Consider the following 18,501-nt stretch of genomic DNA (forward strand, 5'->3'; position numbering starts at 1 on the left):
GCATGTGATCCGCGCACCGGTCAGCGGTCGATCTCGCCGAACACGATATCAAGGGATCCGATGATTGCGGCGACATCGGCGATCATGTGCCCTCGCGACAGGAAATCCATCGCCTGCAGATGGGCGAAGGAAGGCGCGCGTATCTTGCATCGATAGGGAACGTTGCTTCCGTTCGAAACCAGATAGACGCCGAACTCGCCCTTCGGAGCCTCGACTGCCGCATAAACCTCGCCGGCGGGCACACGATGCCCTTCCGTGTAGAGTTTGAAATGCTGGATTGTCGCTTCCATCGAACGTTTCATCTTGGCACGTGGCGGCGGCGTGATCTTGTGGTTGGGGATCGCTACCGGCCCCTGGCCTTCCGGCGAGCGCAACTTTTCCAGGCATTGCTTCATGATCCGGACTGACTGGCGCATCTCCTCCATGCGAACCAGGTACCGATCGTAACAGTCTCCATTCTTCCCGACCGGTATGTCGAAATCCATCTCGGGATAGCATTCGTATGGCTGTGCCTTGCGCAGGTCCCACGGCGCTCCCGATCCGCGCACCATCACGCCGGAGAAGCCCCATGCCCAGGCGTCATCAAGCCCAATCGCGCCGACATCGACGTTGCGTTGCTTGAAAATGCGGCTGTTGGTGAGCAGGTCGTCGAGATTGTCGCAGACCTTCAGGAACGGGTCGCAGAAATTCCAGATATCATCGAGAAGCTCGGAAGGCAGGTCCTGGTGCACGCCGCCGATCCTGAAATAATTCGCATGCATGCGGGCGCCCGAGGCGCGCTCGTAGAAGACCATCAACTTCTCACGCTCCGCGAAACCCCAAAGCGGCGGGGTCAGTGCGCCGATGTCCATGGCCTGGGTCGTGACGTTGAGGAGATGCGACAAAAGCCGGCCGATTTCGCAAAAGAGGACACGGATAAGTTGCCCACGCCTTGGCACCGATATTTCGAGCAATTTCTCGGCGGCGAGGCAGAAGGCATGCTCCTGATTCATCGGTGCGACGTAGTCTAGCCGGTCGAAATAGGGCAGGGCCTGCAGATAGTTCTTGTACTCTATGAGCTTTTCCGTGCCGCGATGGAGCAGGCCGATGTGCGGATCGGCTCGGTCGACGATCTCACCATCCAGCTCCAGCACCAAACGCAGGACCCCGTGGGCCGACGGATGCTGCGGTCCGAAATTGATGGTGAAGTTGCGAACAGCGGCTTCGGCCATGGGCTCTCCGCGACATCTGCGTTTCGTTGCTTCACGGCCGTATGTTCGGATGGCCGATCAAGTCGTCGTCTGGATGATCAGCGTCAACGTGCCATCACCATCGATGTTGGCGGCCACGACCTGTGAAGAGTTGAGCCCGTTCGCCCTCAGCGCCAATGTTGCCTGAGGCGATGCATCGATGGAGTTCTGCAGACGCAGCAGATCTTCCGCACTGGTCTGGGTGATCACGGCTTCCGCCTGTGCCTTGATTTCCGCGGGTAGATCCTCGACGGCGACGATGGCAACATCGGTGAAATTCTCGTTAGGCGCCCCTTGCTCGGGCGGTATCTGGTCCGGCAGGGGTGTCAGCTGTGGACCCTGCGGGTCGATGGTTTGCCCGTAGAGAGGCTGTGTGATGACCGCACCGGCAAGCGCGGCGACTATCGTCAACATTCGCATGGTCGTTCCTTGCATTTCTTTCGAAACGTCGAAGACAACCCTTGTGCCGAGCGATGGTTCCGTAAGCACGATGACCGCCGGGCAATTTCAATCGTTTCCCTTTGCCGCCGTAGCCGCTCTTACCATCGATAACTACGAAGCTATCGAGGTCCAGGAGATGCTGAAGGCAGGCCCGATGCTCTCAAGCAGGTTTCCGCGACCGGAGGGACAGCGCCCCATGCCTTTTTGCGAGATACGGATCCGGAAATTGACGATCTCCAGCCGATCGACAATGGATTTTCACTGTCGGCCGGCACCACTCCGTACGAAATCGACAATTGGCTACGGTGTGAAAATGCGCAATCATCGCAAGATGGGACGCCGGTTGGACGACAAACTCGATTGCAAGGCTTGCGGAACGATCCAGATGGACATTCCCGACGACGCCAAGGAGTCGACGCCAATCCATTGCAGCAATTGCGGTGCCTTCCTCGGCGAATGGGGCGAATTGCAGGACGATTTCTACCGCCAGGCTCGCGGCACCGAAGCATTCGACCTGCGCGACGGGAACATTATCAAGAAGTAGGACGCGATAAATGCAATCTCCGAACAGCTGCGGGGTTGCTGCGTCGGTGTCGGCCGAGCGCACCTGTTCGGCCATGGCCTCGGTGTCGGCTAGCTGACATCGATGATGACCATCAGCCCGCCGCCGCCCTTTTGCTCGACGTTATTGTTCGTCGTGTGATGCGGAATGTGGCAGTGAATCAGCCACTTGCCGGGCCGCTGTGCCTTCCAGACGACGTCATAACGCTGCCCAGGCCCAACATTGATCGTATCGGCCAGGAAGCGCGCCGACGGGGCAAGGATCTCGCCGTCGCGGGCGACGACCTCGAAGGGTCCGCCATGGATATGCATCGGGTGGATAAAGCCATTGTTGGTGCCGATGAAACGCACTTTCAGCGTCTCGCCGAGCTTCATATGAATCGTATCGGTTGAAGGATACGCTTTGCCGTTGATGGTGAAGAAGTTCGGCATGCCGCCGTCCATCGGCATCGCCGGATAGGTCAGGCCCTCGCGCACCAGCCATTCCTGGAGCTCGATCACATAGTCGTGGTCGGCCTGGACCTCGTCGGCGGGATTGGCGGGGTCGATGATCAGCGCGCCGTAGAGGCCGAGCGCCTGGGTGCGGTCGGGCTTGGCGTGCGGATGATAGAAATAGGTCCCGTGCTGGGTGGCGGTGAACTCATAGGAGTAGGATTGTCCGGGCTCGATCGGCGCTTGGGTAATGTCGGCGGGTCCGTCCATCTGGTTCGGCAGGATCATGCCGTGCCAATGCACCGTCGTTTCGTCCGGCAGATCGTTGGTGACATTGATGCGGACCCTGTCGCCTTGGCGGATGTGGATGCGCGGCCCGGGAATCTGTCCGTTGTAGGCATAGGCATCGACCGCGACGTTGGGCAGTATCCGCCAACGGATCACCGACGGCCTGAGTTCGAACACCTTGATGCCGTTCTCCAGGCGAAACGGCAATTCCCGGTCGCCTCTGGCGGCGAGATCGTAGGACGCCGTCACCCGACGCGGATCGGCTGCCGCCATGTCACGCATTGCCTCGGCCGGGGTATCACGGTCCATGATCATGCCTTGCGGCATGATTACCCCGCCGACATCACGGGCCGACAGCGTCAGGTTCAGCCAGTTCGCCGGTGCGGCCATGCCGATCGCCAGCGCAGTCACGGATACGATGCCGAGTGCCGAGACCTGTGGCGTCGTGGCGTCCGTCTTCATCTGGTGGCCACTGCTTTTGCCCCTGTGGGAGGTGTCGTTGTGGCTTGTTCCGTGCCGTTGGTGCGCGGATTGCTCTCGGCTGCTCGTTCCGGTGGTCCGCGGGCGCTGCGTCATCAATCCATGCTTCAGTCCGCGCGCCACCAGCCAGACATTGGCGGGGTAGGCGAGTGTGAAGCCGGCAATGACGCCGATCGACATCACGCCCCAGAATAGAAGTTCCGTTGGCTCCATCGCCCGCATGTCGCGCCCCATCATCAGGAAGCTCATCACAGGCGCCATACCCGCCATCATGAAGTTCATCGAGATGAACTCCGGCAGGAAGCTTTTGCGCACGTTCTCCCAATAGGTGCCGCCCATCATCGACTTCATGAACAGCGACTGAAAGATGAACAGACCGAAGGCGAAGCCGGAAACATATTCGACAATGAGGTCGAGCCACATAGGAAGTCCGAGCGTCGCCGTGACGACGGCGGCGAGGATGATGCCTGTAGCATCTCCGGCAACGCAGTGAATGGTCGAGCCGACGCCTTGCTTCCACAGCGGCCTGGTGAAGTCCTCGTGCTCGCCCTGTCGCGGCTCCTTGTCGGCCAGCACATACAGCAGCAGGCCGATTGGACCCATGTAGAGGGTCACCAGGATGAATCCCCATTTCATCACCACCGGTTCGGGATTGTTGCGGTACTGATCAATGCCGACATAGAGCGTCGAGGCAGCGGCAAGAGTGAACCAGGCAACAAGAAAATAGTCGATCGGCTGGACGAACATGGGCAGAACCTGATTCTGGATCCGTGGCTGGTAATAACCCCTGTTTTCCATGAACGCGGCCGGCGGGTTTACGATCCAGCCAGTGAATTTGGCAATGACGAATTCTGTCAGGCTTCCGCTCTTGTCGGAGCATCGCCGCGCGATAATTCCCCTGAAGGGGTGGGCGCTTCTCCCTTTGAAACAGGAGCCGACCATGAAACACCAGACACTCGACCAACTGCATGCCGTCGCCGTCATCGAACCCTCGGCTGCATATTCGGCAATGACACGCAACCAGCGCATCGCGCGCTGGGCTGAACTTCTCGAGCGGAATCCCGAGCGACTCCTCGCGGCGTTTTCCGGCACCGAACATCTGCACCCGGAAGCACGCGCCACGGTGCATGGCGAGGGGTCGGCAGTTGCCGTTGCCTTCGAAGACACGGTGCTGCGCGCATCAGGCCTAAGGGATGACACCTATGGCGAGGCCAAGCGCTTCTTCGAACTGAATGACTGGCAACTGCACGACATCGTCTGCGACTGTCACGTAGGCGCTACCATGAAAGCAGGGTGGGCCGCCGCCCGGGTCCGCGCAATGATCGGCGGAAACAGGTTTCTCGCGTGGTTGAAGCAAAGGATCATGCACTGAGCGAGAGTTGGGAATCGTCGCGTGCCCGCAGCCGCGCGATTCCCGACCGCCCCATTTCCGGATCAGCGCCTGTCCTGGCGATACAGCCGGTCGGTTGCGCGGTCACGTTCCCTGCTTTCGGCGGGGCCGGGGCGGCGGCGTGTCAGCACGACATAGGCCATCAGCAGGATCAGCAACAGTGGCCCGCCGGCCACGACAATCAAACATGACACATCTCCTTTCCCGAACAAACGGGAAGGAGAAGAACTGTTCCGTTCACGCCGACATCGACCACGCGATCCGGGTTCCTTCCACTGGCTTCATGCAACCCATCAAATCCGTTCGTATGTTCCGACGAGTTCTGCTTGCTCGATCAGATGTTTTTGCGCTTCCTGCCAGATACGCTGGATGCCGGCGCTTGCCGGGATAGCAAGGTTTGGCGTGTCGAGCGCGGCCAGCTTGAAATGATAGTGATGGACGCCGTGTCCGACCGGCGGTTCAGGGCCGTCATAATAGGCATTGCCGAAATCGTTCGTCGCCTGCCTGAGGGCCTGCGGACCCGGCTTGCCGCTTGCCGCTTCGGGAAGTTCCTGGGTGTCGGGGGACATGTTGAACACCGCCCAATGGCCGAACGTTCCGCTCGGTGCATCCGGATCCTGGACGATGAGAACAAGGCTTCTCGTATCATTCGGGACCCCCGACCACTTCAGCGGCGGAGATACGTTTTTGCCATCCCGCGTATATCTTTCGGGGATTTTTGCGCCTTCGGCAAAGGCGGAACTGCTGAGCGTGAGTGGCATGAGTTGCTCCTTCGGAAGACAATTGCTACGCGGATATCGGCGCATGGGGCCGACCTCAACGACCTCCCCGATGCTTGTTGTGAGAGCTTTCCTGGTTCTCTCCGCGGATGATGTTCCGATCATCGGGGTCGGCAATATCCCTCAGCTTGGGCCTGAGGTTGTCCTGCCGCGAGGCTGCGCGCTCAGCGTCGCTCTTTCCCAGCTCCGTCTTCGCGTCGAAGTCCTTGCCGGCATTCTTCGTATTCTCGCGCTTTTCGATTACGCGAAGGCTTTGCTCGTGGGTTTTGTTTCCGGCCATCGATAGCCTCCTTTCTCGTGCGGTTCGGGCGCTACTTGTTCGTCCGTATTTTCTGCCTTGGATTGATTCCGCCGGCGGCCGTCGTGTCGTTCTCGACGTCGCCCTCGATAGTGTTTTCGCCTTCAAGGTAGAGCTCATCGCCTTCCTTGATCGTGCCCTTGGAGGTTCCGATGCCCGGATTGTTCACCAGGTCGGCATCGCTCGGCTTTTTCCACTTTGGATGTTTGCTTGTGCTCATGAGACAACTCCTTCGAGGGTTCCGGTTTCAAAACCCAAGGCCGGCCGAAATGTTCCGAGCCATTCGCTGTTCGCCGACGGCTAAAGTCCGAACGGATAGGTGTCGGGAACGCCAGCTCTTGCATGCTCCGGGCCAAGCGGAGTTACCGCGGTGGTTTTGTCGAACCACACGAAGGCGTCGAATTGCTGGGGTAGGGAAACGTCGGCATAATGGCTGCGCAATTCGGTTTCCGGCCGATAGATCACCCCGATGAAGCGTTCCAGCCTGCGTTCCAGGAGCCGCTCGCGCAGCGCCTCGTCGCGCTTCAGGTCGAGCAGAAAACGCGGAACGCGGCAGTCATGGCAAAGCCGCTCGTAGCTGTCGGCGTGTGAAGGCCGCACCTGCTTCACCCTCATCTCGCCGTCCCAGTCGGAGGCGGCGGCCACGGTGCCGGAATGCGTCCCCAGACCGATCAGGGCTGCCCTGTCGCCGAACCGTTGCCGGCAAAGCTGGCCGATATTCAGTTCGTCCCGGACGACGCCCATTTCGGTATAACGGGCATCTCCGATATGGGAATTGTGCGCCCAAACAACCGCCTTGGAATTCGGTCCGTTGGCGTCCAGCAGATGTTCCAGCGTTTCGAACATATGCGTGTCACGCAGGTTCCAGGATTGCGCGCCACCATAGTACATGATCCGGTAATAACGTTCGGCGGAGGCTATCAGCCGGGCGTTCTGAGCGGCATCGAGAAAGTCGCTGCCGTCCCGTCGGGCATAGTCCAGTTGCCTGGCGAGCAGGTCTCGACATTGTTCGAGAACCGCCTGCTCGCATTCCCGGTAGCCAGAGGTCAGCGCCGCACGGCCGTAGGTGGACGGTTCGTTTTGCCACGGGGTCAGGCAGCCATAGCGCTCGCGCGCGATCTTCGCTGCCTGCGGATCAACCCGGTCAAGATATTCGAGAACCGCGGCTATGGACCCGCTCATATTGTAGATGTCGAGACCGTAGAATCCTGCTTGCCTGGATGGCTCGAGCTTTTCGTTGTGGTCGCGCATCCAGCCGGTGAAGGCCGCAACGTCGGTGTTGCGCCACATCCAGGTCGGGAACCGCTGGAATGGCGCGCTGACACCGGCTCGTGGCTCGCGATGACGAACATAGCGGTCGATGGCCGCGGCATCGGGCCAATCGGCTTCGACCGCAACAATTGTGAAACCGTGCTTGTCGACGAGCCGGCGGGTGATCGCCGCGCGCGCCTTGTAGAACTCCGACGTGCCATGGCTTGCTTCGCCAAGCAGAACGACGCGCCGGTCGGCGAACCGATCGAACAATTCGCCGAAGGCGGGGTCGTCGAAATCCGGAAGCGGCTCGGCCGCCATTGCGATCATATCGGGCAGACTGGCGGGATGCGGATGCCGGAGCGGACGACCGACCTCGACGATTTCGCCACTCTCGGGCCAGCCTTGCTCGCCGATGAGAGGGACGAACCGCACGCCGCCGAAATCCTCCTCGCTGTAGGCTGCAGCGCCCGTTCGGGTGACCTTGAGCAGGCGTTGCGAATTCAGATCGTCACCGACCGGAATGACGAGCCTGCCGCCGACATCCAGTTGTTCCTGCAGGGCGAGCGGCGCGCCGGGTCCGCTGGCCGTCACCACGATGGCGTCGTAGGGCGCTGCCTCCGGCCAGCCCTTGGTGCCGTCGCCGGTCCTGACCGCGATGTTCTCGTAGCCAAGTCTCTCAAACCGACGCTTCGCGGTTTCGGCCAATCCGGGATGACGCTCGATCGTGTAGACCTGTTCGACGATCCGGCTCATCACGGCCGCCGCATAGCCGGAGCCGGTGCCAATCTCCAGTACGTGGTCACCAGCCTTGACGTCCGCCAGCTCGATCATGAGCGCGACGATGTAGGGTTGCGATATCGTCTGTCCATCAGCGATGGGCAGTGGTCCGTCCTCATAAGCGAATTCTTCGAAGCCGGGATCGACGAAAGCCTCGCGCGGAACTTCCCGCATGGCCTGCAGGATCTCGCGACTGCGGATGCCACGCCGGGCGAGATGAACATTGACCATCCGGTCGCGAGCACTGGGAAGATCGAGCATTTTCAGCTCCCTTGGCGGCCGCTTGTCCGCGATTGTTCAAGGATATCCTTCGTCTTTAGCCGGTGAGCCACGTCCTCTGCCTTCAGCGGCTCTCCCGGCTCATGCCTCTAACCGCTGGAGGGCCTCAAAGTTCCTTCCGTATTTGCAGGACAAGTCCACCTGACCCGCTGGAGACGCCGACTGGTTCTTGCTTGCCCAAGCGTCGCCTCGGCATTGCTTCGAGCGCCATCGCCAATTTGGGCTTGCTCAGGCGCGAAGTCGCTCCAGTTATCTCCAGCGAACCGATGCTGGAAAACCGATGCTGGAGACTGGGCGATGAACGACAAGGCTGCCGCGACGACGCAGGCGATCAGCCTCGAACGGATCGATCTCATGAACCGCTACTGGAGCGCCGCGAATTACATCTCGGTTGGCCAGATTTATCTGCTCGACAATCCGCTGCTGCGCCAACCCTTGAAAGCCGAACACGTCAAGCCTCGGCTGCTCGGCCATTGGGGTACGACGCCGGGCCTCAATTTCCTCTATTTGCATCTGAATCGAATTATCCGTGAGCGTGATCTCGATGTGCTGTTTATCTGCGGTCCAGGACATGGCGGTCCGGCAATGGTCGCCAATACATGGCTAGAGGGCACCTATGGGGAGATCTACCCCGATATCGGCCAAGGCGAAGACGGACTGAGAAAACTGTTCCGCCAATTTTCCTTTCCAGGCGGGGTGCCAAGTCATGTGGCGCCCGAAACGCCCGGCTCCATTCATGAGGGCGGCGAACTCGGATATGCCCTGGTCCATGCTTTCGGCGCGGCGTTCGACAATCCGGATCTGGTGGTTGCCTGCGTGGTTGGCGACGGCGAGGCCGAAACCGGTCCGCTCGCGGCAGCTTGGCATTCCAACAAGTTCCTGAACCCAGCCTCGGACGGCGCGGTGCTGCCAATCCTTCATCTCAATGGCTACAAGATCGCCAACCCGACGATCCTCGGCCGCATGGATGACCAGGAGCTGCGCAACCTCTTCACCGGCTACGGCTACGAACCGTTCTTTGTCGAAGGCCATGAGCCGGTCGCCATGCACCAGGCGATGGCCAAGACGCTCGACAGTGTGCTCGATCGGATCCGTTCCATCCAGGAACAGGCGCGAGGTCCGGGATGGCGTGGCGAACGTCCGCAGTGGCCGATGATCGTCCTGCGCAGCCCCAAGGGCTGGACTGGGCCGAAGGAGGTCGATGGCGAAAAAGTCGAGGGTTTCTGGCGCTCGCACCAAGTGCCGGTATCGAATGCCCGCGGCAATGAAGAGCACCGCAAGATCCTCGAGACCTGGATGCGAAGCTACGAACCGGAAAAACTGTTCGATAAGGATGGACATCTGCTGCCCGAACTCGCGGCCCTTGCCCCAACTGGAACAAAGCGCATGGGCGCAACTCCGTATGCGAATGGCGGGTTGTTGAAGCGCGACCTGGCGCTGCCGGACTGGAAAAGCCTGGCGCTCGAAGTGCCTCGGCCCGGAGGCGTCATTGCCGAGGCGACACGGATTTGTGGTGGCTATCTTCGCGAGGTCTTTCGCCTTAACGCCAAAGCGCGGAATTTCCGGCTGATGGGACCGGACGAGACGTCTTCCAATCGCCTTGACGATGTGTTCGAGGTCACGGAACGGATCTGGATGGAACGCATCGAACCGTACGACGTCCATCTTTCCCGCGACGGCCGTGTCATGGAAGTGCTCAGCGAGCATCTTTGCCAGGGTTGGCTGGAAGGCTATCTGCTGACCGGCCGCCACGGTCTGTTCTCATGTTACGAGGCGTTCATTCACATCGTCGACTCTATGGTCAACCAGCACGCGAAATGGTTGAAGACCTCTGGCGAGCTCGCCTGGCGCAAGCCGATCGCTTCACTCAATTACCTGCTGACCTCTCATGTCTGGCGCCAGGATCACAATGGCTTCAGTCATCAGGACCCGGGCTTCGCCGACTTTGTCGCCAACAAGAAGGCCGACACGGTCAGGCTCTATTTCCCGCCGGATGCCAACACGCTGCTGTGGATCACCGACCATTGCCTGAGGACCTACAACCGCATCAACGTCATCACCGCCGGCAAGCAGCCGACGCCGCAGTGGCTGTCCATCGAAGACGCTGAAGCGCACTGCAAGGCCGGTGCGGGCATCTGGGAATGGGCCGGCACGGTTTCACAAGGCGAGGAGCCGGATGTGGTCCTCGCCTGTGCCGGCGATGTGCCGGCGCTGGAGACGCTGGCCGCGACGGACATTCTTCGCTCTGCAATCCCCGACCTGAAAATCCGCGTCGTCAACGTTGTCGACCTGATGACGTTGCAGTCGAATACCGAGCATCCGCACGGCCTCACCGACCAGGCTTTCGACGCGCTGTTCACGAAAACAAGGCCGGTGATTTTTGCCTACCACGGCTATCCCTATCTCATCCACCGCCTTACCTACCGTCGTGCCAATCATGACAACATGCATGTGCACGGCTTTCGCGAGGAGGGCACCACGACGACGCCATTCGACATGGTGGTGCTCAACGAACTCGATCGCTACCACCTCGCACTTGCCGCGATCGCACGCGTGCCGGGCTTGGCCGAAAGAGCGGAAAGCCTCGCCGGCGAACTGCGCGGCAGACTGGCCAAGCACAAGGCCTATGTCCGCGAGCACGGCGAAGACATGCCCGAGATCCAGAAATGGACTTGGCCGGCTCCGAACGGGGCAAAGGCTGGTCGATGAGGCAGTCGATCCTGGCGCTGAATGCCGGCTCGTCCAGCGTCAAGTTCGCGCTATACGATCTAGGCTCGTCGGATGGCCAGCAACTCGTCTCGCGCGGCACTCTGGATCTGGGCGACGCGCTCAGACTGATCGCGAAAGCGGCCGATGGAACAGTGCAGTGCGATAGGCAGTTCACAGCGGACGATCCGCATGGCGCGGGGATTGGCGAAATACTGAGTTTGGTGCAGGGCGAACTTGGTGGAAGAAAACTGATCTGTGTCGGCCACCGTATCGTGCATGGCGCAAACGAGTTCAGCAAACCTGTCCGTCTGACGCCCGCTAACATTGGGGCCTTGGACAGGCTGACCGCACTCGCGCCTTTGCATCAGCCTCGCAGTCTCGCGCCAGTTCGCGCGATAGCTGCATTGCAACCGGATCTGCCACAGGTCGGATGTTTCGATACCGCGTTCCACCAGACGATCGATCCGCTCGTGCGGCGCTTTGCCCTGCCGCAAAAATATGAACGGGAAGGACTGCGGCGCTACGGATTTCATGGCCTCTCCTACGAATATATTGCTGGGCGGCTGAGCGAGATATCGCCCGTGCTCGCGGCGAAACGGACAATCGTCGCTCATCTCGGCAATGGGGCAAGCCTTTGCGCTCTGCGCGAGGGCAAAAGCGTCGATACGACGATGGGCTTTTCGGCACTGGATGGTCTTGTCATGGGTACGCGTTGCGGCACCATCGATCCCGGCGTGCTGTTGTATTTCCTGCTGGAGAGGGGCATGGCAGCGGACGAGTTGCAGACAATGCTCTACGAGAAATCCGGACTGCTCGGCGTGTCCGGCATTTCGGGCGACATGCGCACGCTGGAGGCGAGCAGCAACCGTCGCGCCCGCGAGGCGATCGAGCTTTTCGCCTTCCGCGCCGCGCGGGAAGCATCCGCGCTCGCAAACACGATGGGTGGTCTCGAATGCCTCGTGTTCACCGCCGGTATCGGCGAAAGGTCATCATCCATCCGCAAGAAGATATCCGAAAAATTGACGTGGCTCGGCGTGGCGCTCGACGAGCCGGCCAATGACGCCCACGCCGAGATCGTCAGCCGTCCGGACAGCAAGGTGGAAGTGCGTGTGATTGCGACTGACGAGGAAAGCGTCATCGCGCGCCATAGCCGCGCGGTAATGCAGGCCGGGTCCGCAACTTAAGGCGAGCAAGCTGGCTTCTGCTCACCTTGGGAACCAGCCTTGCCGTGCTTTCGCACGAGGTCCTTGGCAAGCAAGCCCGCCGTCGTGCGTCTGTCAGCAAAGGGAACCAGATAGGGCGTGCCGCGTCATAGAGGCAGAGTTCTGTCGCAGTCCAGGGAGTGACATCGATGATCAGGCTCCTTCTTGTCGCCGCCGCGGCGCTCGTCCTCGCATGCGGCGGGACGAAGGCGGCCAAGCTGGACCCAACCACTGTCAATCAGGCCCAATTCGCTGCCGGCGAGCCGAAGGGCATCGATCCGACAGTCCTGAAGGCGCAGATTCTCCTGGATCGCGCCCGTTTCTCGCCGGGCCTGATCGACGGCCGTCTGTCAGAGAATTTCGCCAAGGCGGTTAGCGCCTTTCAGACCGCGAACGGATTCCGGGCCGACGGCAAGCTCACTCAGGAGACCTGGGACAAGCTCGTGGCAAATTCCGCCGGTCCGGTCCTGGTAAGCTATGAGGTAACGTCCAAGGATATACACGGACCTTTCACCAGGCGCATTCCAGCTCGCATGGAGAAGATGGCCCACTTGCGGCGGCTCGGCTATCACAACGCGGTGGAGAAGCTGGCGGAGCGCTTCCATATCAGCGAACAATTGCTCAGAGAGCTCAATCCGGGCATCGGCTTCAGGAAGGCCGGCACGATGTTGGTGGTACCCGATGTCGGCCGGGGTGATCGTCCCCCCACCGTTGCAGGCATCGAGGTCGACAAGGGCGCCCGCCTGGTGCGCGTGCTCGATGCTTCCGGCAAATGGCTCGCAGTCTACCCCGCCTCGATAGGCAGCGACGAAAAGCCGGCGCCGAGCGGTACGGCGGAAGTCGAACGCGTGGTGCATAACCCCACCTATCACTACGATCCTGACTTCGCCTTCAAGGGAGTGAGGACCAAGCGGCCGTTCACCATCGCCGCGGGGCCCAACAATCCCGTGGGATCGGTCTGGATCGACCTCTCGGTCGAAAGCTACGGCATTCACGGCACGCCCGAACCCGGCAGGATCGGCACGACCTTCTCGCATGGCTGCATCCGGCTGACCAACTGGGATGCCGAAGACCTCGCTGCCATGGTGCGGAAGGGCACGAAAGTTAACTTCAAGGACGAGATGGCCGACGCTGGCGACACGCGGCCGCGGTAGCGTTCGCCAGCCGCGACACCGACATGGAAGCGCACGGTCCCCGATTGCGGGACCAGTATGGTGTCCGTTGGCGGTGCGGCCGCCCGGGATGAAATCGGCTCTATGAAGCGTTCATGGAATAGGCAACGCTCAAACCAGTCGCGTTAACACTGGTGCCATTGAGCAAGACCACTCGGGCATCCGCGCCATGCAGCGCGCGGAGCCCTGGGAGACGGAAATGCCCGCTAGCGCCTATATCAACCGGATTGCGACAGCGGTTCCTGAACATGAGGTTCATCGGTTCTATCTGCGGTTCGCGGCCTCCATGCTCGCCGCCAATCACCGCAGGGTATTCGAACGCATGGCCGGCCTCGCCGGCATCGAGAGCCGCTATTCCTGCTTTGCACCTGCTCTCGACCCGGAAGGGCCATCCGCCGACCTTGGCGGAACCTTCATTCGCGGCGCGTTTCCAGGAACGGCCGCGAGAATGGCGATGTTTGGCGAGGCCGCCCCTGTGCTGGCGCAAAAAGCCGTCGACGGGCTGCACCTTGGCGACGGGGCGTCGCGTATCACCCATCTCATCGTCACCACCTGCACCGGATTTTCCGCGCCCGGCATCGACTTGGATCTGGTTAAACGCTGCGGCCTGCCGGACGGCATCGAACGCACGATGATCGGGTTCATGGGCTGCTACGCGGCGATCAACGGCCTCAAGCTTGCCCGCCACATCGTCAGGTCGGATCCGCGGGCCAGGGTCCTGCTGGTCAATATCGAGCTCTGCACTTTGCATCTCAGGGAAAGCCCCGAACTGGAAAAGCTGCTGTCCTTCTGCCTCTGGGGGGATGGCTGCGCGGCAACTCTTGTCACCGCCGAGCCGCCCGGCATTGAACTCGACAGCTTTCATTGCATGGTCGCGGATGAGCGGCGCGACCTGATGAGATGGGATATTCGCGACCACGGCTTCGACATGGTTCTCTCCGGCCAGGTGCCGACGGCGATCCAAGACGTGTTGCGAAGCAACCAGGATGCCTTTCTCGGCGACCGGCCACCGGACGCGATCGACCTCTGGGCCGTGCACCCGGGCGGACGTTCGGTTCTCGATGCCGTCGAGAGGGCGCTGAAACTCGATCCCGCCGCGCTAACGCCATCGCGCGAGGTGCTGCGCCGATATGGTAACATGTCGTCGGCGACGGTGATGTTCGTGATGGAAGAAATGCTGAAGGCCCCATCCGGACTGCTCGGCTGCGGTATGTCGTTTGGACCCGGATTGACGGCCGAAACCATGCTTTTTCGAACCGTGTCATGAACGCGCTCAGTCACCGCAGCGTCGTCCCGGAAATCCTCGACGGACTTGCGGCCGAGGACCCACGGGCGCTGGCCTCGCGGCGCGACCTCCGTTGGATCAATGCGTTGATGTTTCAGGCGCCGATCATGGCGTCTTTGCTCAGGAAATTCCTGCCGAGACCGCCGCGCCGCATATTGGAGATCGGCGCCGGCGACGGCACCTTCGTGCTCAAGCTCGGAAGGCGATTGGCACGGCACTGGCCCGAGGTAGAGCTGACCTTGCTCGACCGCGTCGGCCTCGCCAGCACCGGAATCCTCGCCGAATTCACCAGACTGGGATGGAGCACCGAAGTCATCACCGCTGACGTCTTCGACTGGGCCGAAGGGACCCGGGGCGAGCGGTTCGACGCGATCACCGTCAATCTGTTCCTGCATCATTTCGACGATGTCGAACTCGTGCGTCTGTTTTCACTGCTGGCGTGGAAAGCCCCGCTGCTCCTGGCGACGGAGCCGCTGAGGGCAAGGTTCGCGCTGGCCGCGACCCGTCTTCTCCCGGCGATCGGCGCCAACGACGTCACGCGACATGACGCAGCTCAGAGCGTGCGCGCCGGCTTTCGTGGCAGAGAGCTTTCCGACCTCTGGCTTGCGGCCGGCGGCAGGCCACTCGAGGAGCGGCGTGCCGGTCCCTTTTCGCACGTCTTCGTCGGCGCCAGCGCCCATGCCGGCTGGGGATGACCATGAGGCGACCATCCACCCACGATGCGATTGTCATCGGGGCCGGCCCCGCGGGCACCTCGCTGGCGCTGCTGCTGGCCCGGCGCGGATGGGCCGTGGCGATCGTGGAAAAGAAAATGTTCCCGCGCCGCAAGGTGTGCGGCGAATTCATCTCGGCAAGCAATCTAGCGCTTCTCGACCGGCTGGAGATCGGCGCGGCCTGGCGCGCCAATGCCGGCCCCGAAATCCGCCGCGTCGGCTTCTTTTCCGGCGCGACTTGCATCGAGGCGCCGATGCCGGGTGCAAGATACGGGCCTCCTGTAAAAGACGCCTTCGGCCGGGCGCTGGGCCGGGACATGCTGGATTTTCTACTGCTGCAGGCGGCGCGATCGGCGGGCGCCGAAATCTTCCAGCCTTGCCGCGCTGTCGCCATTGATCAGGACGGCGGCATGCAAGCGGTGCGAATTCAGGCAAAAGACGAGAATTCCGGGGCCGGAACGACATTCTTGCGGGCTCCGGTGGTCGTCGCCGCGCATGGCTCCTGGGAACCGGGGCAGCTGCCAAGCCAGCTCGAAAAGGCCAGCCACCCGTCGGACCTGCTCGGCTTCAAGGCGCACTTCATCGGGGCATCACTCGCGCCTGATCTGATGCCTCTGCTGATATTTCCCGGCGGCTATGGCGGCATGGTCCTGGCCGATCATGGCCGGCTATCGATCTCCTGCTGCCTAAGGCGTGACATGCTCGCGCGGCTGCGCAGGACCCGTGGCTCCGAACCTGATGACCCTAGGCAGGATGGCCATCCGTCGGCCGCCGACGCGGTCTTTCGCCATCTCATGGCCTCTTGTCGAGGTGTGAGCGATGCCCTTGATGGGGCTAGCCTCGACGGTCCGTGGCTTGCGGCCGGCCCGATCCGGCCTGGCATCCGCGCCTGTTATGAAAACGATATCTTCCGTGTCGGCAATGCCGCCGGGGAGTCTCATCCAATCATCGCCGAAGGCATCTCGATGGCACTTCAGTCAAGCTGGCTGCTAGCCACGGAACTCGCTGATGCGCCAAGCGGCCGGGCAGGGCGCGAAGGTATCGGCAGACGCTACCAGGCGGCCTGGAGAGGACTGTTTTCGACGCGTGTCTACGCGGCTGCGGCCCTCGCCGGAATGGCCGCGCGTCCCGGAGGCGCGGCATTGATAGGCGCGGCTGTCCGGAGTTTTCCGCGAGCACTGACACTGGGCGCACATATGAGCGGCAAGACGAGGGCGATCCCCGGTCTTGGGTGATCCGCGCTGCGGCTCCGTTCACGGCATAGTCCGAGCAAGGTTATGGAACATTCCATCGGAACCAGCGTTTTACCAAGGTTTTGAGGTTATTTGCCTCGTCGCTGCGTGCTTTTTTAGATAGTTCACCGAAATCCGACGTGGACGCGACACGCGCCACATTTGTTGGAGGCATCACGATGACTCATAACCCGCGCAGCACAGCCAGCGTCGCCGGCCATCCAATTCATCCCATGCTGATTCCGTTCCCTATCGCTTTTTTTGTTGCTACCTTCGTTTGCGACCTGATCTTCTGGCGAACAGGCAATCCGGGATGGGTCACCGGTTCATTGTGGCTTCTCGGAGCGGGCCTGATAATGGCGGCCCTGGCCGCTCTTGCCGGCCTGACCGACATTCTGGGTGACGTTCAGATCCGCAATCTCACAACGGCATGGCTTCATGCAGGGGGAAATGTACTCGTCGTCCTGATCGAACTTTACAACTGGTACTCCCGATACGAATATGGGGAGGCGGCTGTGGTTCCCACCGGCCTGATCCTGTCATTGATAGTGGTTCTCATCCTGCTGTTTACAGGCTGGAAGGGATGGGAAATGGTCTATCGGCATCGCGTGGGAGTCGCTGACGGCTCGGACGAATTGCGCTGAACCGGCGCGGCTTGCAACCGGGATATCGTTGCAAGTGCCAGCCGCATCTCGACGCCCATGGTGCGGATGCTCGGGTCAATGTCATACGGAAGTCGCCCGGAACCCTCGCAAGGCTCAGCGAAGGGGCTTGGCGATTTCGCCGAACACCGCCAGTTCTACCTCACCATTGATCGTGATCTCAAACAGATGCAAACCGCCGGCCGGATCGGTACCCGCGAGCGCTTCCGGAAAATCCGCAAGATCTCTGAGGTGAAGTGCCGCCCTTTACCTCCCACGGCACGTGCGAGCCCCATGAAATCGGGCGCTTTGACCGTGTCAGCTTCAGCGTTGCCACAATGTCAGGCCGAACACTCTCCCGAAAGCGCCTGGAACCTCGATCTATCGATCGCGTTTCCGACGGGAGGTTCGAAAATGGTCCGGCGTCTATCCTGGAAATCGATGATCGATCATAACGCGCCGCTGGTGTTGCCGTCGGCAGGCGACGCGCTGACGGCCCGGTTGATCGAGCGCGCCGGATTCCCGGCCTATCAGATCGGCGGGTTCGCCATGGTCGCGGCCATGCACGCGGTTCCCGACATCGATCTCGAACAGTTTGGCGAAAAGCATGCCAGGGCACGTGAGATCGTCGAAGCTTCCGACCTGCCGGTGCTGATCGACGGCGACGATGGCTATGGCGACGTCAAGAATGTGACGCGCACCGTCAGGAGCTACGAGGCGATCGGTGCCTCGGCTCTGTTCATCGAGGACCAGAAGCCACCCAAACGCTGCGGCCACATGGCTGGCAAGGAGGTCGTCGCGCCGGAATTCATGGAGCAAAAGATTCGCGCCGCCGTCGCGGCACGCGCCGACCCGGATTTCTTCCTGCTTGCCCGCACCGATGCGCGGCAGCCGCACGGGCTGCGCGATGCGATCGAGCGCGGCAAGCGCTATCTCGACGCCGGCGCCGATGGTGTCTACATCGAGGGGCCGACCAGCGTGGAGGAGCTGACCCAGGTCGGCGAGGCGTTCAGAAACGTTCCACTGGCCACGAGCATCCTGGAGCGCGGCGGCAAGACGCCCTGGCAATCGCCTGCCGAGTTGCATGAAATGGGCTACGACATGATCCTTTATCCGACGACGCTTTTGTTCCGCGCTGTCCATGCCCTGCAGCAGGCGCTCGACGATTTGCGGCAAGGCAAGCCGCTGGTGCCGGAAGCAAGCGTCGACCTCGCGGGCTTCGAGGACATCGTGCGCATGTCTGAATGGGCCGGGATCGAGAACCGTTTCATCGGTCAATCTCACGACGGCATGATAAAGAAAATCAAGCAGAAGCTGTCAGGACAGTGACCCCGCACGG

18 protein-coding genes are annotated in these 18,501 nt (G+C 61.3%); 10 read left to right on the plus strand and 8 right to left on the minus strand.

Annotated features, from left to right (window positions below):
• Positions 1-20 precede the first annotated feature (20 nt).
• Entirely contained in the window at positions 21-1,211 is a 1,191-nt protein-coding gene (locus NKH02_RS21295) for an NADH-quinone oxidoreductase subunit D (RefSeq protein ID WP_352864549.1), read from the minus strand.
• 57 nt (positions 1,212-1,268) lie between these two features.
• Positions 1,269-1,643: a hypothetical protein gene (locus tag NKH02_RS21300; protein WP_352864551.1), complete on the minus strand. Its 375-nt coding sequence runs from the start codon at positions 1,641-1,643 to the stop codon at positions 1,269-1,271.
• Here NKH02_RS21300 and NKH02_RS21305 point away from each other — a divergent pair.
• On the plus strand, positions 1,606-2,214 hold the full coding sequence (locus NKH02_RS21305; protein ID WP_352881201.1) for a hypothetical protein: 609 nt from the start codon (positions 1,606-1,608) through the stop codon (positions 2,212-2,214). The two genes, NKH02_RS21300 and NKH02_RS21305, sit on opposite strands and share 38 nt — an antisense overlap.
• An 89-nt stretch (positions 2,215-2,303) precedes the next feature.
• Here NKH02_RS21305 and NKH02_RS21310 read toward each other — a convergent pair whose 3' ends face one another.
• Complete coding sequence (locus NKH02_RS21310; RefSeq protein WP_352881242.1) at positions 2,304-4,178, minus strand: multicopper oxidase domain-containing protein; 1,875 nt, start codon at positions 4,176-4,178, stop codon at positions 2,304-2,306.
• A 193-nt stretch (positions 4,179-4,371) separates the two neighbouring features.
• Between NKH02_RS21310 and NKH02_RS21315 the strand changes: the two genes are divergently transcribed.
• Entirely contained in the window at positions 4,372-4,803 is a 432-nt protein-coding gene (locus NKH02_RS21315; protein ID WP_352881243.1) for a hypothetical protein, read from the plus strand.
• Positions 4,804-4,865: 62 nt separating this feature from the next.
• Here NKH02_RS21315 and NKH02_RS21320 read toward each other — a convergent pair whose 3' ends face one another.
• The 5 genes from NKH02_RS21320 to NKH02_RS21340 form a co-directional block, all read right to left on the minus strand.
• Positions 4,866-5,015, minus strand: a complete 150-nt coding sequence (locus NKH02_RS21320) for a hypothetical protein (RefSeq protein WP_352864555.1) — start codon at positions 5,013-5,015, stop codon at positions 4,866-4,868.
• Positions 5,016-5,114: 99 nt separating this feature from the next.
• The gene (locus NKH02_RS21325; RefSeq protein WP_352864557.1) at positions 5,115-5,582 is read right to left on the minus strand and encodes a YbhB/YbcL family Raf kinase inhibitor-like protein; all 468 of its coding nucleotides are present in this window, start codon (positions 5,580-5,582) and stop codon (positions 5,115-5,117) included.
• A 55-nt stretch (positions 5,583-5,637) separates the two neighbouring features.
• Complete coding sequence (locus NKH02_RS21330; protein ID WP_352864558.1) at positions 5,638-5,880, minus strand: hypothetical protein; 243 nt, start codon at positions 5,878-5,880, stop codon at positions 5,638-5,640.
• 31 nt (positions 5,881-5,911) lie between these two features.
• Positions 5,912-6,118, minus strand: coding sequence for a hypothetical protein (locus NKH02_RS21335; protein WP_352864559.1), 207 nt, complete (start codon positions 6,116-6,118; stop codon positions 5,912-5,914).
• A gap of 80 nt (positions 6,119-6,198) precedes the next feature.
• Entirely contained in the window at positions 6,199-8,190 is a 1,992-nt protein-coding gene (locus NKH02_RS21340) for a protein-L-isoaspartate(D-aspartate) O-methyltransferase (protein WP_352881203.1), read from the minus strand.
• A gap of 315 nt (positions 8,191-8,505) precedes the next feature.
• Between NKH02_RS21340 and NKH02_RS21345 the strand changes: the two genes are divergently transcribed.
• From NKH02_RS21345 to NKH02_RS21380, 8 genes are all read left to right on the plus strand, one after another.
• Positions 8,506-10,917, plus strand: a complete 2,412-nt coding sequence (locus NKH02_RS21345) for a phosphoketolase family protein (RefSeq protein WP_352864563.1) — start codon at positions 8,506-8,508, stop codon at positions 10,915-10,917.
• Entirely contained in the window at positions 10,914-12,101 is a 1,188-nt protein-coding gene (locus tag NKH02_RS21350) for an acetate/propionate family kinase (protein WP_352881205.1), read from the plus strand. Before NKH02_RS21345 ends, NKH02_RS21350 begins: the two co-directional genes overlap by 4 nt.
• Positions 12,102-12,268: 167 nt before the next feature.
• Positions 12,269-13,273, plus strand: a complete 1,005-nt coding sequence (locus NKH02_RS21355) for a L,D-transpeptidase family protein (RefSeq protein WP_352881206.1) — start codon at positions 12,269-12,271, stop codon at positions 13,271-13,273.
• 217 nt (positions 13,274-13,490) lie between these two features.
• Complete coding sequence (locus tag NKH02_RS21360) at positions 13,491-14,558, plus strand: type III polyketide synthase (RefSeq protein WP_352864568.1); 1,068 nt, start codon at positions 13,491-13,493, stop codon at positions 14,556-14,558.
• Entirely contained in the window at positions 14,555-15,271 is a 717-nt protein-coding gene (locus NKH02_RS21365; RefSeq protein WP_352864570.1) for a methyltransferase domain-containing protein, read from the plus strand. Before NKH02_RS21360 ends, NKH02_RS21365 begins: the two co-directional genes overlap by 4 nt.
• A gap of 2 nt (positions 15,272-15,273) precedes the next feature.
• The gene (locus NKH02_RS21370) at positions 15,274-16,524 is read left to right on the plus strand and encodes an NAD(P)/FAD-dependent oxidoreductase (protein ID WP_352881208.1); all 1,251 of its coding nucleotides are present in this window, start codon (positions 15,274-15,276) and stop codon (positions 16,522-16,524) included.
• Between the two features lie 176 nt (positions 16,525-16,700).
• A complete protein-coding gene (locus tag NKH02_RS21375; protein WP_352881210.1) occupies positions 16,701-17,165 on the plus strand; it encodes a DUF2231 domain-containing protein in 465 nt (154 codons plus the stop codon).
• Positions 17,166-17,576: 411 nt separating this feature from the next.
• A complete protein-coding gene (locus NKH02_RS21380; RefSeq protein WP_352881212.1) occupies positions 17,577-18,491 on the plus strand; it encodes an isocitrate lyase/PEP mutase family protein in 915 nt (304 codons plus the stop codon).
• The last annotated feature ends 10 nt before the right edge of the window (positions 18,492-18,501 follow it).

Origin of the sequence: Mesorhizobium sp. M1396 (assembly GCF_040317725.1) — a bacterium.
Taxonomy (GTDB): Bacteria; Pseudomonadota; Alphaproteobacteria; order Rhizobiales; family Rhizobiaceae; genus Mesorhizobium.